This window comes from Leptolyngbya sp. CCY15150 (assembly GCF_016888135.1).
Taxonomy (GTDB): Bacteria; Cyanobacteriota; Cyanobacteriia; order RECH01; family RECH01; genus RECH01.
Genome location: NZ_JACSWB010000217.1, coordinates 62,788 through 77,878, shown reverse-complemented (window position 1 = coordinate 77,878; position 15,091 = coordinate 62,788). Strand labels below are relative to the sequence as shown.

Annotated in this window: 15 protein-coding genes; 10 read left to right on the top strand and 5 right to left on the bottom strand. The window is 54.9% G+C overall.

The window, feature by feature from the left end; genetic code table 11:
• The first annotated feature begins 217 nt into the window (after positions 1-217).
• The 4 genes from JUJ53_RS16510 (at position 218) to JUJ53_RS16495 (ending at position 3,737) form a co-directional block, all read left to right on the top strand.
• Positions 218-823, top strand: coding sequence for a hypothetical protein (locus JUJ53_RS16510; RefSeq protein ID WP_204153131.1), 606 nt, complete (start codon positions 218-220; stop codon positions 821-823).
• 132 nt (positions 824-955) lie between these two features.
• Complete coding sequence (locus JUJ53_RS16505) at positions 956-1,375, top strand: peptidylprolyl isomerase (RefSeq protein ID WP_204153130.1); 420 nt, start codon at positions 956-958, stop codon at positions 1,373-1,375.
• 173 nt (positions 1,376-1,548) lie between these two features.
• Positions 1,549-2,790 carry a bifunctional ornithine acetyltransferase/N-acetylglutamate synthase gene (argJ, locus tag JUJ53_RS16500; protein ID WP_204153129.1) on the top strand — a complete coding sequence of 414 codons (1,242 nt, stop codon included), beginning with the start codon at positions 1,549-1,551 and terminating at the stop codon, positions 2,788-2,790.
• Between the two features lie 95 nt (positions 2,791-2,885).
• Positions 2,886-3,737, top strand: a complete 852-nt coding sequence (locus JUJ53_RS16495; RefSeq protein ID WP_204153128.1) for a glycosyl hydrolase 108 family protein — start codon at positions 2,886-2,888, stop codon at positions 3,735-3,737.
• 168 nt (positions 3,738-3,905) lie between these two features.
• Here the strand turns inward: JUJ53_RS16495 and JUJ53_RS16490 are convergent, their stop codons facing one another.
• A complete protein-coding gene (locus JUJ53_RS16490; protein WP_204153127.1) occupies positions 3,906-4,292 on the bottom strand; it encodes a histidine kinase in 387 nt (128 codons plus the stop codon).
• A 165-nt stretch (positions 4,293-4,457) separates the two neighbouring features.
• On the opposite strand from JUJ53_RS16490, the gene JUJ53_RS16485 reads away from it, so the two are divergent.
• Positions 4,458-4,892, top strand: a complete 435-nt coding sequence (locus tag JUJ53_RS16485; RefSeq protein ID WP_204153126.1) for a hypothetical protein — start codon at positions 4,458-4,460, stop codon at positions 4,890-4,892.
• Between the two features lie 34 nt (positions 4,893-4,926).
• On the opposite strand, the gene JUJ53_RS16480 is transcribed toward JUJ53_RS16485, so the two are convergent.
• Positions 4,927-5,808, bottom strand: coding sequence for a DMT family transporter (locus JUJ53_RS16480; RefSeq protein WP_204153125.1), 882 nt, complete (start codon positions 5,806-5,808; stop codon positions 4,927-4,929).
• Between the two features lie 146 nt (positions 5,809-5,954).
• Between JUJ53_RS16480 and JUJ53_RS16475 the strand changes: the two genes are divergently transcribed.
• The 3 genes from JUJ53_RS16475 (at position 5,955) to JUJ53_RS16465 (ending at position 9,188) form a co-directional block, all read left to right on the top strand.
• Entirely contained in the window at positions 5,955-7,832 is a 1,878-nt protein-coding gene (locus JUJ53_RS16475) for an ABC transporter ATP-binding protein (RefSeq protein ID WP_204153124.1), read from the top strand.
• A 76-nt stretch (positions 7,833-7,908) separates the two neighbouring features.
• Positions 7,909-8,742 carry a creatininase family protein gene (locus JUJ53_RS16470; protein ID WP_204153123.1) on the top strand — a complete coding sequence of 278 codons (834 nt, stop codon included), beginning with the start codon at positions 7,909-7,911 and terminating at the stop codon, positions 8,740-8,742.
• Positions 8,743-8,756: 14 nt separating this feature from the next.
• Positions 8,757-9,188 carry a hypothetical protein gene (locus tag JUJ53_RS16465; RefSeq protein ID WP_204153122.1) on the top strand — a complete coding sequence of 144 codons (432 nt, stop codon included), beginning with the start codon at positions 8,757-8,759 and terminating at the stop codon, positions 9,186-9,188.
• Positions 9,189-9,448: 260 nt separating this feature from the next.
• On the opposite strand, the gene JUJ53_RS16460 is transcribed toward JUJ53_RS16465, so the two are convergent.
• Both JUJ53_RS16460 and bchL read right to left on the bottom strand, forming a co-directional pair.
• A complete protein-coding gene (locus JUJ53_RS16460) occupies positions 9,449-10,861 on the bottom strand; it encodes a ferredoxin:protochlorophyllide reductase (ATP-dependent) subunit N (protein WP_204153121.1) in 1,413 nt (470 codons plus the stop codon).
• A 114-nt stretch (positions 10,862-10,975) separates the two neighbouring features.
• Positions 10,976-11,839, bottom strand: a complete 864-nt coding sequence (gene bchL / locus JUJ53_RS16455) for a ferredoxin:protochlorophyllide reductase (ATP-dependent) iron-sulfur ATP-binding protein (protein ID WP_204153120.1) — start codon at positions 11,837-11,839, stop codon at positions 10,976-10,978.
• A gap of 808 nt (positions 11,840-12,647) precedes the next feature.
• Between bchL and JUJ53_RS16450 the strand changes: the two genes are divergently transcribed.
• On the top strand, positions 12,648-14,240 hold the full coding sequence (locus JUJ53_RS16450; protein WP_204153119.1) for a DEAD/DEAH box helicase: 1,593 nt from the start codon (positions 12,648-12,650) through the stop codon (positions 14,238-14,240).
• A gap of 166 nt (positions 14,241-14,406) precedes the next feature.
• Here JUJ53_RS16450 and JUJ53_RS16445 read toward each other — a convergent pair whose 3' ends face one another.
• Positions 14,407-14,676 carry a YciI family protein gene (locus JUJ53_RS16445; RefSeq protein ID WP_204153118.1) on the bottom strand — a complete coding sequence of 90 codons (270 nt, stop codon included), beginning with the start codon at positions 14,674-14,676 and terminating at the stop codon, positions 14,407-14,409.
• A gap of 124 nt (positions 14,677-14,800) precedes the next feature.
• On the opposite strand from JUJ53_RS16445, the gene JUJ53_RS16440 reads away from it, so the two are divergent.
• A complete protein-coding gene (locus JUJ53_RS16440; protein WP_204153117.1) occupies positions 14,801-15,004 on the top strand; it encodes a hypothetical protein in 204 nt (67 codons plus the stop codon).
• The last annotated feature ends 87 nt before the right edge of the window (positions 15,005-15,091 follow it).

The following is a 15,091-nucleotide window of genomic DNA, read 5'->3' as shown; positions in this document are numbered from 1 at the left end:
TGTCCTCTGGGCTGAACCCAACTTGGGCCGTTTGGTCGATGGTGGGTGGGCGCGGAGGCATTCTTTATGGAATGGCAAGAGAATTCCGATGGGATGCACCGCAAACCTGGTTCACCTGGCCAACCCCTGCGCTAGAATTGGGCATTGAAGGTGATCGCTCCCCCATGGGTGCCGGTCACCCGCCGGTTGATAGTCGGTTATGGAATGCGGTGAGTTTATGCGATTGGGAAAGGTCGTCAAGTCCAATTCTCATTGCGACTATATTGTTCAGCTTGATGATGCCTACGCGGTAGATAATCCGCCCTCCGCTGATGCCTTTGGGTTTGGCTCGTTTGTCAAACTAGAGGAAAAGGAGGGGCGACATTGGGCTGTGGGGCTGGTCTACAACAGCCAGTTGATTAATCCACAGTTTTTGAATAACGGGCCGCGGCTGTCGAGTGAGCCCGATCCGCTCTTCAGCCCCGATCTGATTGAGGAAACCCGTACTGTACTGGGTACCGTGCTGATTGGTACCTTGATTCGAGAGGGCGATCGCACCTATGGTATCCACGGCATTCCCCGGGTGGTGGTGCCGGTAAATACGCCGGTGTCTTGCATGAGCCAAGACGAAATCCATCACTTTCATCGCAATCCCCAGGAGCAGTCTCAGTTTTGCTACTACAGCCATCTGCTGCACTGTGGTGGTACCTTTGCCGCAGAACTCACCCAGCAGGTGCTGACGGACTTAGTGGAAAGTGGTTTATTTCTCGGCCGCGATCAGCGGGCCTTGGAAATTCTCTGCCGAGAGCTGTCCTGGAAAACGACCATGGGAGCCATGCGGTAGCGTAGGTCGATGGATCGAGCCCACACCTGCTCCAGTGCTGTGCCCATGGGAATCGAGAACTCCCTACGCCCATCAACGATGGGCGTAGGAACTATGTCACGTTTGAATTCTAAGTAAGTTGAGGATGATTGTATGACTCGCGCCATTATGGAAACGGCTAAGGGCACCATTACGATTGAGTTTTTCGATGCAGATGCGCCCAACACCGTGGCGAATTTTGTCAAGCTGTCGGAGGATGGGTTCTACGACGGTCTAGCCTTCCACCGCGTCATCCCTGATTTTATGATTCAGGGCGGCTGCCCCAAGGGAACGGGCACCGGTGGCCCAGGCTACGAAATTAAGTGTGAAATCAACTCCAACAAGCACATGGCCGGTTCCCTGTCCATGGCGCACCGTGGCCGCGATACGGGCGGCAGCCAGTTCTTTATTTGCCATTCTCCCCAGCCTCACTTGGATGGTGTGCATACCGTGTTTGGTCAAACCCAGGATATGGATGTGGTTAACGCCATTCGCCAAGGCGATAAAATTCTGTCGGTCAAAATCGAAAAGTAGGGCCACATATCCCCAATTCACAGTATTCTCAATGGACAGGATGGTGATGGGCGTCGGGTAGACGGTGGGCGATCGCATCTGCTGTCTAACCAAGCTCAGGTCAGTTATGGCCCATCCTGTCCCAAACGACGACTGATGGAAACGTGGGCTTGCATCAAGGGGAAGGAGAACCTATGGCAGCATGGCAGGTGATTTCAGGGGGAGTCACGGCTCCGAAGGGGTATCGTGCATCAGGGATTGTTGCTGGCATGAAGCCTTCTGGATTACCCGATCTGGCGCTGATTGTGTCCGATGTGGAGGCGATCGCTGCTGGAGTGTTTACCACAAGCTATGTGCGGGCAGCCTGTGTAGACTATTGTCGCCAACGCTTAGAGGCTAAGGCGGCAGCACGGGCAATTTTGTGCAACTCGGGGCAGGCCAATGCTGGCACCGGTAGCCAGGGCTGGGACGATGCGATCGCCAGTGCCCAAGCGGTGGCCCAAGCCTTGGGCTGTGAGGCTGATGCGGTACTGCTAGCCTCCACCGGGGTGATTGGGCAGCGCATCAAAATGGAACAGTTGCAGGCGGGGGTGCCGAAGGTGGTGGCGCAGTTGTCTGAAACCGGCTCCGACCAAGCTGCCTCGGCGATTATGACCACCGATTTGGTGCCGAAGGTTTGCGCGTTAGAAACCCAGGTGGGCGATCGCCCCGTGCGGATGGGCGGCATTGCCAAAGGATCGGGCATGATCCACCCCAACATGGCTACCATGCTCAGCTTCATCACCTGTGATGCCACGGTCTCTCCCCACATCTGGCAAGAGATGCTGGGGCGGGCGGTGGATAAAAGCTTTAACCAAATTACGGTGGATGGCGATACGAGCACCAACGACTGCGTGATTGCCTTGGCCAATGGTCAGTCGCGTACGCCAGCCATTACCGCCATGAATGCAGAGGCAGAAACCCTAGAAGCCATGCTGACGGAAGTTTGCATGATCCTAGCGAAAGCGATCGTTCGGGATGGGGAAGGGGCAACCTGTCTAGTAGAAGTGACGGTGAGTGGGGCCAGTAGCGATGAAGCGGCGCGCAAAATTGCCCGCACCATTGCTGGTTCCTCCCTGGTGAAATCAGCCATCTTTGGACGAGATCCCAACTGGGGACGGATTGCCGCTGCTGCTGGTCGTGCAGGCGTGCCCTTCAGCCAAGATGATCTGCGCATTAGCCTCGGCGATACCCTATTGCTAGACTATGGGCAACCGCTGCCCTTTGACCGGGCTGCCGCCAGTGCCTATTTGACGGCAGCGGCGGAAAGCTCTGACCCTGATGCCAATACGGTACAAATCAACGTCGGAGTGGGAAGCGGTACAGGGCACGGGGTGGCCTGGGGATGTGATCTCAGCTACGACTACGTCAAGATTAATGCTGAATACACCACCTAACCTGAATTGATGTGTGGTTTTCTGCCCAGACGCCCAACAGTGTAGCCGTCTGGTGGTAGAACTGTATAAGCCTTTTACCCAACTACCCGGCCATCATGGATCTGCAAGCGATCGCCAGTGGGCAAGTCACCTATACCACCACTCAACTGAGGAGTAACACGGCTTTGGTGCGCTCCCTTCAGAGTGCGCTGAACTTAATGGGTTTTCCCGTAGGGACATCCGATGGATTATGGGGCCCGCGTACCGAAGCAGCCTATCGGGAGTTTACCGACTACTTTGGGTTTCGCCCCAATGAGTTATCGCCTCGGGTTGCCCGGTTTATTATCAATTCCACCGGGATGCAGCCTGCCCCGCCGCCTGCTCCGCCGCCTGCCCCGCCGCCGCCTGCCCCGCCGCCACCTGCGCCGCCGCCGCCTGCTCCACCCACGGGAAATCATTTCACAGAAGCCCTACAGTTCTCTTTGCGCTGGGAAGGTGGCTTTGTCGATCACCCGGCGGATATTGGTGGCGCAACTAATAAAGGGGTAACAACGGGAACCTACAACGAGTATCGCCGCCGCAAGGGGCTACCGACCCAGAGCGTGCGGTTGATCACCCAGGCTGAGGTGGAAGATATTTATCGCAGCATGTATTGGACGCCCTCCAACAGTCAGTTGATGGTGCGCCCTTTGGCCATTGTGCATTTTGACACGGCGGTGAACTTTGGCGTGGGCGGGTCTACGCTCTTTTTGCAGGAAACCCTCGGTGTGCCTGCCGATGGTGGCTTTGGCCCTATCACCCGCAGTGCCCTCGATCGCTCCAATACATCTGCCACCGCTCGGCGCTATGTGCAAAGCCGCATTGACTATCGCTACCTGCGGGTGCGGCAAAATCCCAGCCAAAGTGTGTTTCTCAACGGCTGGCTGAATCGCGATAATGACTTGATGAATTACATTTCTAGGATGTAGATGTCTACTAGATGTCTACGATACGGGAGTCCTGTAGGACGCTGTCAGGAGGATAGAAGACCAGCTTGAACGGTTGCTCTGACCCTAAGGGCGACAGGTTGTCCTTAGGGTTACTCGGATTTGCGCAGCACCGCCGGCGATCGCTCGGCTAGCATGGGCAGGTCATGTCTAGGACAACGAAGGTTCGATCGCCAACTCCTGACAGGCCGCTACCCCAAGACTTGGCGTCGCCCGGTAGGCATCGGTGGGGCTGTAGAGCTTAAGGGTGCGATCGCTGCCGATGAAATAGAGATAGTCTACATTGGGCGAGTATTTTAGCCCAACCCGTAGATTAGAGTAATCATCTTCACAGATTTCAAACCCAAATCTGACGATAATTTGAGCAACGAGACATTCTGGCGTATCGGTATGTTCGCCAGACGTATCTCGCTCCTGCCAGAATTTTTCTAGAAACGATCCGAGGGTTCTAACGACTTTGGCAGGTTTTCCATTCCGGCTGGCATAGATGACAGCGGGGTTTCCTTCAACAATAATGTGGCAAGAGGTTTCGGTCATTGCATCTTACACTCAGCAGCAAAACGTCTGGTTAGCTACATTATTAGTATGAAGGTAGATGGCCTCAATGGCGGCGGTATTTTGCTAACGGAGGCAGCTTCGTGACCGCCTGGGCCACAGGTTTTTCGTATCAATCCATCGTCATGTGGTGAGGGGGTAACGCGCGTGAATGCATCAGAACAAGCAACCAACGTGACGGTTGCCAGTAAGATTGCAGCCGTCGTGAACTTGTTCAAATCGGAATTTCCCGATATTCGAGCCGATCTCAAGCCTTGGATGAATGATGAGGAAACTCGGGAGTTGGTGGATCCGGAGTCTATTGACCTAGGGTTTCACTTTCCAGGGGTGAGCCGGTCTGCCCAAAGCCGCAGTTTATTGGTGCAAATTCGCCTCGGGCAGGGCTCGCTTTCTACAACGCCTCGGGTGATTGGGGTGGATGTGGTGGGGTTTGACCATCGCGGTAAGCAGTGGCAGCTTTCAACGATCGACCACTGGCAGTTTGTGGGCAATACCACGCCTGCCCCGGCGGTGGCGGAGAAGCTCAAGCGATTTTGCTGTCAGGTGTTTGACGTGTTCAACGGATCGCAGATGGCGTCCTAGTGGGTGAGGATTCGAGCGTGAATCGATCGCTACGCTAGCGCAGGATGTCGCCCGCGGCTAAAACGGCACCGCCGATAATGAACAGACAGGCGATCGCTACACTCCAACTGGGTAGGGCAAAGCCGCAGGCTATGAGCAGGAGTGTCGATAGCAAGGGTGCTAGGTAGGAAAGGGCACCTAGAACTTTGATGTTGCCATGCTTGACGCCGTAGTCCCAGGTGAAAAAGGCGAGACCGACGGGCCCCAATCCGAGTCCGAAGACCGCCAGCCACTGACTGCCTACGGGCCAGACCGTGGTTTCAAAAAGACCATGGCAGATCCAGGCGAGCAGGGCTGTGACGCCGCAAAATCCGCCGACGGCATCGGTGGGAATGCGGCCAAACCGCCGAGATAGAACAGAATAGCCAGCCCAAATCAGGGCGGCGGCGATCGCTGCCAGATAGCCCAGGCTGTAGCGCGGGTCGATGCGCAAAGCTTGACCATTGCTGATTAGTAAACCAGCTCCTAGAAAACCGGCGATCGCCCCGACGCCATGGAACCAGCGCAGCGATTCGTTGGGCAGTAGGGCAGACAGCAGCACAATCAACAGGGGCCAGAGGTAGGCAATCAGGCTGGCTTCCGCGGCCGGTGCGTTGCTGAGGGCGATGAAATAGAACAGGTGAAAGCCAAAGAGTCCTGCAACACCGACGCCCCATACCGGCAGGGGGAGGCGCAGTCGAGACCAGATGACCTTGCCCTGCCGCCACCACATAGCGAGACCAATGCCAAAGGCAACGGTAAACGCCATGGCCGTAAGCTGAAACGGGGGCACGGTGCCGCTCAGTTTGGTCAATAATGCCAAGGTAGCCCACATCATGATGGCGGTGAAGCCAATGCCTGTGGCTCGTAGCGTTTGAGACGTCTGATGTACGGTCATCGTTCAGAACTAGGGGAGGGATAGGGTGAGGTAGGCAGGCTAGGAAGCGATCGCGTCCCATGCGCTACAGTGGGAAAGACTTGCTGAACGTGGTACGCAGTGTAGCACTGCCCTTGACAGCCTCGCTTCCCCCACCTGAAATCTACATGACTAGCGCATCTTCTCCCCTTGGCGATTCCAGTCGCCGCCCCATGACCGACTGGCGGCTCTTTTTGCGGCTGTTGCCCTATGCCCACCAAAACCGGCGGGTATTGATCATCTCAATGGTGCTTTTGGTGCCCTTGGCGATCGCTGAATCGGTGCAGCCGGTATTAATCGGTCAAGCCATTTCCCTTCTGCGCAATGAGCCGACTATGGGCTTTTTGGCAGAACGCACCCTGTCCCAGGGGTTGAACCTGCTGGTGTCGCTTTTGGTGGCCACGATTGCCCTGCGGTTGCTCTTGGTGGGCATTCAGGGCTACTTGGTGCAGGAGGTGGGGCAGCGGATTACGGCTAGCATCCGCGATGATCTATTCCGCCATGTCACCTCTCTGGCGGTACGCTTTTTCGATCGCACGCCAGTGGGCCGTTTGATTACCCGCCTCACCAGTGATGTGGATGCCTTGGGTGATGTGTTTGCCACGGGGGCGATCGGCATCGTGAGCGATCTAGCATCCATGCTGGTGGTGATTATCATCATGTTTTCCCTGCAGTGGAAACTAGCGCTGATGCTGGTGCTGATGCTGATACCCGTAACGGCGGTCACCATCGTCTTTCAGCAAAAGTTTCGGGTGGCCAACTACCGGGCAAGGGAAGAACTATCGTCGCTGAATGCGGCGCTCCAGGAAAATATTCTGGGGATTAATGTCGTCCAGCTCTTTCGCCGAGAAGCCTTTAATAGCCAACTGTTTCGCACCGTCAACCAGCGCTATGTTCAAGAAGTAGACAAAACTATCCTCTACGATGCGGCGATTTCTTCTACGTTGGAATGGATTGCCTTGGTGGCGATCGCGGCTGTGCTGTGGCTCGGTGGCTTGCTGGTGATGGAAGACCAGGTCAACTTTGGGCTGTTGGCATCGTTTATCTTGTTTGCCCAGCGGTTGTTCAATCCCCTGCGCCAGTTTGCTGAAAAATTTACCGCGATCCAAGCGGGTCTGACAGCGATGGAGCGCTTTCACAACCTGATGAGCGAGCCGATCGAAATCCAGGATCCGGAGCATCTCTCTTTTGCCCAGGCGATCGCTCCCCCCGCATCTGAGAAAGAGCTTGCTGAGAGCGATCGCTCGGATACGCTCGTGAATGTTGCCCCTGCCACACCCGGAGAAATTCGCTTTGATCACGTCTACTTTGGCTACAAGTCTGACGAATACGTCTTGCATGACCTAGACTTCACCATTCGCCCCGGTGAAAAGGTGGCCCTCGTCGGCCCCACTGGCGCGGGAAAAAGCTCGATTATTCGCCTGCTGTGCCGTCTCTATGAAACATCCCAGGGACATATTTTGCTGGATGGGGTGGATATTCGCGATCTGCCCCAAGCCGAACTGCGGCGGCGCATGGCGGTGATTCTCCAAGATGGCTTCCTGTTTGCCGGAGACGTGAAAAGCAATATTTCCCTAGGCGAAACCTATTCCATTGAGCAGATTCGCCAAGCGGCGGTGCAAACCAACGTCGCCGCCTTTATTGAACACCTGCCCCAGGGCTACGATACCCAACTGCGGGAACGGGGTTCGAATCTGTCGGGCGGACAAAAGCAACTGTTGGCCTTTGCCCGTGCCGCCGTGCGCAATCCGCCGATCCTTGTGCTTGATGAAGCCACGGCCAATCTAGACGTAGGCACCGAAGCCATGATCCAAGAGGCATTAGAGACGCTTCTAGAAGAGCGTACCGCTATCATCATTGCCCACCGTCTATCTACGATTCGCAAGGTTGATCGCATTTTGGTGCTCAAGCAAGGGCGTTTAATTGAATCGGGTAGCCACGATCAGCTTCTCGATCAGGGTGGCCTCTATGCCAGCCTCTATAAACTGCAGATGCTAGAGCAGTAGGGTTCAGATGGAGCAGTAGGGCAGGGCGTGGGGCAATACGCTAAAATTCCCACATTGACCATGGTTCAGGGCTGCTATGCTACACGGCTTCATTCCCCCCGATCGCTTCTTCGCCTATCTCACCTGGACGGATATCCAGGCCATGCCCGACAAAGAAAATACCGTGATCATTCAGCCCATCGGCGCAATTGAGCAGCATGGGCCCCATTTGCCCGTAGCGGTGGATGCAGCGATCGCCTCTGCGGTGACGGGCCAGGCCTTAGCAAAACTGGACGCCTCCATCCCTGCCTATGCCCTGCCGCTGCTCCACTACGGTAAATCCAATGAGCATTGGCACTTTCCCGGCACGATCACGCTGTCTGCCCAAACCCTGATCGCGCTGTTGATGGAGGTTGCTGAAAGTATCTACCGCGCGGGCTTTCGGAAATTTGTGTTGCTCAATGCCCACGGTGGTCAGCCGCAAATTATGGAGATTGTCGCCCGAGATCTTCATCAACAGCACGACGACTTTTTGGTGTTTCCCCTGTTTACCTGGCGAGCGCCCCACGATGCCGGCAAGCTGATGACGGAGAAGGAGAAGGAGTTGGGCATCCATGCCGGTGATGCCGAAACCAGCGTCATGCTCTCGATTTTGCCCGATCAGGTGCAGATGGAGCGCGCCCAAGCCGAGTATCCCCAAGGGTTGCCAACCGATAGTCTGTTGAGTATGGAGGGCAAGCTTCCCTTTGCCTGGACAACCCGCGATCTCAGCCGCAGCGGCACCCTCGGCGATCCCACCGTTGCCACCGTTGACAAAGGCGATCGCATCATGGATTCTGTCACCAACGGTTGGGTACAGGTGATTGAAGATATCTATCGCTTCCGCCAACCCCAAGCCTGGAAGGATACTCCGGAGCGATCGCCCTCCTAGCTGTTCAAAATTCTATGACTCCTACCCTATTTGGCCGTTGGCAAACCCGCCTGCTGATCTTGGCAACCATGGGCGTCCTGATCACCGGAATGTTCACGACTCTATACCCCAGCGATCCGTCGCCGCCTTTTTTCCTCATCTTGGCCTATGTTGCGCTCTTCGGGATGGCCTGGGATACCTTATATCACGCCCTCCAGCAGCGCCGCTGGGATCACGACTGGCCCGCCGTGTTTCAACTCTTGGCGGGGTTATGGGAAGGGCTGTTCATTCTCACGCTGTTAACGACCGTAGGTCTGCCGGGTATTGGCAACACCATGCCCCTCGGTGGTTTCCTCTGGCACTACAGCCTCGTCTGGCTAGGTTATTTCATCACCACCCAAAGTCTCATGCGCATCTTATTTCCCCGCTGGCGATTTCGAGGTGGGCAATGGTGGGGACGGTTCTAGGCTAGGGGCTTGATGACGTTATGGGGCGCAAACCCTATTGGCTAGCGGCTGGGTGGGATTGTATAGCCTCAGTATGGCAAAGCGCAGCGCACAAAGTCTTACGAGACCGTGCGCTACGCCTAACAGCACCCTATAGCGGAGATGCTATACAGGTTGAGGTTGAGCGATCGCTCCCCATCTTCTACCCTGCGACCAGATCAGGATAGCCAGGAGTTCGACGGGCGAACTCCCGGTAGATATCAGAGCAAGAAGACTTGGGTTTAAACCTTAGCTTCTTCCTTTACCAACTGACTCCAGCCCATATCCTTCAAGGACTGGTTGCGGCGTAGAGGACGGGTGGCCAGTTCCAAAACATCCCGAGCATTGGTGAAGCCATGGATCTGAGCGAAGGTGAACTCCACTGACCACTTGGTATTGATGCCGCGAGCTTCCAAGGGGTTGGCATGGGCCATGCCAGTGATCACAAGGTCGATATTTTGCTCTTGAATCCGCTGGAGCTGGTTGTAGTTATCGGGCTTCTCAACAATCCGAGGGAGCGGTACGCCCATGTCCTCACAGGTTTTTTGCAAAAGCTGGAGTTCAGCGCCTTGGTAGCGCTTGTCCATGTACGGAATGCCAATTTCAGGGCAGGTCATGCCGCAGCGAATGAAGAAGCGAGCTAGGGAAATTTCCAGCAGGTTGTCGCCCATGAAGAAGACGGACTTGCCGCGCAGCAGGCTGACGTAGTCTTCCAGGGACTCCCAAATGGTTTGCTCCCGTTCTTCTAGTCCCTGAGGTTCAATCCCGAAGACAGAACAGACTTTCTCAATCCAGGCGCGGGTGCCGTCGGGGCCGATGGGGAAGGGTGCGCCGATCAGCTTACACTTGCGGCGTCGCATCAGGGTGGTGGCGGTGCGGGAGAGGAAGGGGTTGACCCCGAGGGCGTAGTAGCCTTCTTCAATCACCGGCAGTTCGGTGTAGCGTTTGGCAGGTAGCCAGCCCGATACTTTGATGCCCTGTTTTTTCAGTTCGAGGGTGAGCTGGGTGACCACAGGATCGGGCACCGAGCCAAACAAGACGAGGGGCGGATGGTCTACATACTCAGATTCTTCTTGAGCGATCTCTTCCGGCTTGCGACCGAAGCTCAGCAATTTCTTGATGGCGTTGCGATCGCCCTTTTCGGTTTCTTCTGCAGGGGTTGGTTCTTGGGTGGGGCAGCGCTGGGCCATGGCGGCGAGGACGGTGTCTTCCCCTTGGGTGAAGGCATAGTCAAGACCATTGGCTCGGGCGACAACGATGGGGATGCCGATTTCCGATTCCAGCTTGGGTGCAAGGCCCTCCAGATCCATTTTGATGATCTCGGTGGTGCAGGTGCCGATCCAGACAATCACGCTGGGATTGCGATCGCGCTTAATTTGTTCGCATAGGCGCTTCAGTTCAGCATAGTCACTGAGCTGGGCAGAGATGTCGCCTTCTTCGAGCTCGGCCATGGCATAGCGAGGCTCAGCAAAAATCATCACCCCCATGGCATTTTGCAGGAAGTAGCCACAGGTTTTGGTGCCAATGACCAAGAAGAAGCTATCTTCAATTTTTTGGTAGAGCCACGCCACGCAGCTAATGGGGCAAAAGGTATGGTAATTGCCAGTTTCACACTCAAAATTAAGCTCTTGAGGTTGGGGGGTCGCCAAGGTCATGAATCGTAAAACTCCTGGGTATATGGATGGGCAGGATAGTGGGGAAATGGCGGGTAGCGATCGCTGGCCGGATGTCTGTAGAGTCTGTATCCAGCCAAGCGATCGCCCCTAGATCTAGACCATCATCAGGTCTGGTGCTTCTTCCCGTTGGGTTTGTGGTGTGGTGGGGTTGAGGTAGTAGTCCGACAGGAGGGCAAACAGATCCCGATCCTGAGCGTCGTTAGGAACAACGCCTTCGGGCTGGGCCAAAATCTGGTCGGCAATGTTGAGATAGTAGTCACAGACATAGTTGAGGGCAGGCTCGGTCTCAGCCATCTCAAACAAGGTCTTGCCTTTGACCCGAGAGACGCGGATGTCTTCAATCAAGGGCAGAATTTCCAGTACCGGCATGGGCACTGTTTCAATGTACTTGTCGATCAGGTCGCGCTTACTGGTGCGGTTGCCGATCAATCCAGCCAAGCGTAGGGGATGGGTGCGAGATTTTTCGCGAACCGACGCAGCAATGCGGTTGGCGGCAAACAGGGCATCAAAGCCGTTGTCGGTGATGATCATGCAATAGTCGGCGTAGTTCAACGGTGCGGCAAAGCCACCGCAAACGACGTCGCCGAGTACGTCAAACAAAATCACGTCGTACTCATCAAAGGCGTTGAGTTCCTTCAGCAGCTTGACGGTTTCACCCACCACATAGCCGCCGCAGCCTGCTCCGGCGGGTGGCCCACCAGCTTCTACACAGTCCACGCCGCCATAGCCTTTGTAGATTACATCTTCTGGCCAGACATCTTCGTAGTGATAGTCCTTTTCTTGCAGCGTATCAATGATGGTGGGAATGAGGAAGCCTGTCAGGGTGAAGGTGCTGTCATGCTTTGGATCACAGCCAATTTGCAGAACTTTCTTGCCGCGCTTGGCGAGCGCTACGGAGATGTTGCAGCTTGTGGTGGATTTACCGATACCACCTTTTCCATAAACAGCTAGTTTCACGCTGGGTTCTCCTGTTGTGTTCGTTGAGGACGGGGCGGGCAGCTCTGGAGCTGAGGCTAGAGTCGTCGTCGGTAGCCTTGAGCAGCTCAGGGAGATGCCGCTAGAAAGGGGGAATGAATGCGGGAGTGAAGATTGGGGCGAGCCGCGATGCGACTCTGTAAACCTAAACCGTTAGCCTCGATCGGTTACTGAACAGCATTATTCATGAATCCCTTGGGAATGAAAAGGCGATCGCCAATCAAAAGACCCTTTAAATAGCATCTAGAAATTGATTGAATTTGATAATTAGCTTTTAATATCTCAAATACAGTCTCAAAACGTATAAAAACCATAAACCAAATTTTTATACCTAATTTTTATAAAAATCAGAACAATAAACAAAAAAGTATCAGGCAAGAACCGGGTTTTCCGGGGCTAGCGGTTCGCTGAACTCCATATAGGCCAAGCTCTAGGACTGGATAAACCGGGTCTATGCCCCCACAAAATCAGGGCAAAAATTGATGCTTTCTGCGGCAAACATAAATAAAGTCTTATAGATCACGGCATGATCTGGGAAAAGGTCGGCGGGTCATGGGGAAGACGTTTGTAATTGTTACGAATCATGAGGGGCGGGCAATCCTGTAACGCTTTGTAATCTGACATGGCTATCCCGTAACACCAGAGGGCGATCGCCCCTGCCGAAATGGATTTTTATAGTTCTTTTGTACTATAATGCTTGAGCTCAGGAGATGAGCGGTGCAAGGGAGTGCGATCGCCCCTAATGTTCGCTATCCTTCGAGGGATCTCTTTGTTCTAGTTGCTGCTGACCATGGTTGCCCAACCGGTTTCATCCACCTCTACTCCCCAACTGCGTCCCTATCAATCGCAACTGATTAAAGATCTCTACGAAAAGCTGGCGGCAGGGCATCGGCGCGTTGCCATTATTGCCGGGACGGGGGCGGGAAAGACCGTCATCAGTGGGCAGATTTGTGCCCATACAGAGTCGCGGGGCTGTCGGCTCCTGTTTCTCGTGCATTTAGATGTGCTGGTGGGGCAAACCTACGAAAAAATGCAGTCCTTTGGGCTACACTGCGGCTTTATCAAGGCGGGTTGGCCTGAAGATCCCACCGCGCCCATTCAAATCGCCAGCATCCAAACCATGGCCAAGCGAGATTGGTGGCGAACTTGGCCGGCCCATATGGTGTTCTACGATGAGGCCCACACCACGGTGTTTAGCCAGATTGGCCAAGAGGTGCTCTACACCACCCATGCCAAGGCGGTTCACTTAGCCATGACCGCCACGCCTTACCGACTGGGCAAAGAACAACTGGGCGATCATATGGAAACCCTAGTGCATTCGCCAGTGCCGTCGGAACTGCAAAAGATGGGCTTCTTGGCCAAGATGCAGTACTTTGGCATGCCGAAGGGCACCCAGATGAGCTTGGAGGGCGTGCGGACGGTGGCAGGGGATTATGATGAGCGGGATCTAAAAAATGCCTGCGATCGCCCTGAACTTGTGCAGCGCATCGTGGATGAGTGGCAGCGGCTGACGTCGAATAAGCGCACCATTGCCTTCTGTGTGGATATCGACCATGCTCGCCATGTGGCAGAAGCCTTTACGGCAGCGGGGGTTCCGGCGGATGTGGTGTCGGGCAACACGCCGATTAAAGAAAGACAGCAGCTCTATGCCGATCTCAAACAGGGCAAGCTGATGGTGCTGACCTCCTGCAACGTGATTAGCATTGGCTTTGATGAGCCCAGTGTGGAGGTGGGGCTGCTGCTGCGCCCCACCCAGTCGAAGGCGCTGCACCAACAGCAAATTGGCCGGGTGATGCGCATCTCTCCCGCCACGGGCAAAACCCACGGCATCATTTTAGATCAGGCGGGTAATCTGCAGCGTCTGGGGTTTCCAGACGATATCCAGTCCTACCGATTGCCCACCTCTAAAGAGACGAACGGTCAACCGACGGTGCCCGCTAAGCAATGCCCGTCTTGCAATCGCTTAGTTTGGTCGTTTCTGTTGGAATGTCCTGACTGTGGGCATGAATGGCCCAGCGAAGCAGAACTGCTCACCGATGACCTAGTAGAGCTGCTCAGCGATGAACAACTGCGTCAGTTGCGAGAACAGCGGATGCGCCGCTTTTTGAAACGCCGCCGTCCCAAGGATTTTCGCGACAATAACTCACCCAACTGGACGCGCCATGCTTTCTTTGAAAAGTTTGGCTGTCATCCCAAGGATGAATGGCTGCGCGGCTGTATTTTTGGGGATGCTCCCACCGACAGCGATCGCCAACGCTACAAGCAATACCTGATGGCGATCGCCCAGCAGCAGCGCAAACCCCTCACCTGGGTGATTGAAGAATTTCAGCTTGAATTTGGGGCAGAGCAGTGGAAAGCTCAGTTTCCTGAATTATTCCGGTAGTTTTCTGTCGATCCGTGGGAGACCGTCACGATGGGCAAGCGTTTCGACGTCGAAATGAGCGACGTCGCTCAATGCTCAAATTCTGACGAGAAGAGGGTTGTCGAAACCCGGCAAGCTTCACGGCATTGAGTCCACCTACTTAGTCTGCAGACGTGGGTAGGGTTCGCTAAAACGCCTGGATCCACTCCTTCACCTCATATTCTGTCCAGATACCGTGTTGCCAATAGGGATCCCCTTCGATCCAGCGGCGCACGGTAGCTTCATCCTCGGCTTCGTAGAGCCCAAAAACCTGGGTGACATCTTGGGTTGGCCCAATGGTGAGCAAGACGCCTAAGTCTTTCTGCTGTTGTAGCCCATCCAAATGAGCTTGGCGGTAAGGAGCGCGCTTCTCTAGCACATTCTCGCAGTAGCGACCCCACAAAACATATTTCGGCATATCTAATCAATCTATGGCGTGACGTGAAGAAACTTGAGAAGTTGTGGGCGAGCCAGGCAATCGTCCTGACATGGCCAACCCTCAGTCGTATTTGGAATTAGATACTTCTAAATGAACATTTGCCATGTCTATTGCCGTCCTTCTCTCGACTAGCGCCCTGATCGCGATCGCTACTCCCTTTAACGAAACTAGCAGCAGTTGCGCATCGGTCTATCTCTATCCCACTCAGCCAGCCATCAGTGAATCGTGGAACCTGTCCTCTCAAGAGGATACCCAAGATTCTGCCTATCGGGGGAGTGGTCGTCGCGATGCCTCGGAATGTACCTAATGCCAGGAGACATGTCGCTGGGTGACATTCTGTAGGCGAACGGTAGGCGAACGTCTAAGGCGTTCTAACGATTGACCTCGTTGGAAA

Bases quoted from the DNA above. Each gene is read 5' to 3' on its own strand.
- JUJ53_RS16510 (WP_204153131.1), top strand. From the start codon at position 218: ATGCGATTGGGAAAGGTCGTCAAGTCCAATTCTCATTGCGACTATATT.
- JUJ53_RS16505 (WP_204153130.1), top strand. From the start codon at position 956: ATGACTCGCGCCATTATGGAAACGGCTAAGGGCACCATTACGATTGAG.
- argJ (WP_204153129.1), top strand. From the start codon at position 1,549: ATGGCAGCATGGCAGGTGATTTCAGGGGGAGTCACGGCTCCGAAGGGG.
- JUJ53_RS16495 (WP_204153128.1), top strand. From the start codon at position 2,886: ATGGATCTGCAAGCGATCGCCAGTGGGCAAGTCACCTATACCACCACT.
- JUJ53_RS16490 (WP_204153127.1), bottom strand. From the start codon at position 4,292: ATGACCGAAACCTCTTGCCACATTATTGTTGAAGGAAACCCCGCTGTC.
- JUJ53_RS16480 (WP_204153125.1), bottom strand. From the start codon at position 5,808: ATGACCGTACATCAGACGTCTCAAACGCTACGAGCCACAGGCATTGGC.
- JUJ53_RS16475 (WP_204153124.1), top strand. From the start codon at position 5,955: ATGACTAGCGCATCTTCTCCCCTTGGCGATTCCAGTCGCCGCCCCATG.
- JUJ53_RS16470 (WP_204153123.1), top strand. From the start codon at position 7,909: ATGCTACACGGCTTCATTCCCCCCGATCGCTTCTTCGCCTATCTCACC.
- JUJ53_RS16465 (WP_204153122.1), top strand. From the start codon at position 8,757: ATGACTCCTACCCTATTTGGCCGTTGGCAAACCCGCCTGCTGATCTTG.
- JUJ53_RS16460 (WP_204153121.1), bottom strand. From the start codon at position 10,861: ATGACCTTGGCGACCCCCCAACCTCAAGAGCTTAATTTTGAGTGTGAA.
- JUJ53_RS16450 (WP_204153119.1), top strand. From the start codon at position 12,648: ATGGTTGCCCAACCGGTTTCATCCACCTCTACTCCCCAACTGCGTCCC.
- JUJ53_RS16445 (WP_204153118.1), bottom strand. From the start codon at position 14,676: ATGCCGAAATATGTTTTGTGGGGTCGCTACTGCGAGAATGTGCTAGAG.
- JUJ53_RS16440 (WP_204153117.1), top strand. From the start codon at position 14,801: ATGTCTATTGCCGTCCTTCTCTCGACTAGCGCCCTGATCGCGATCGCT.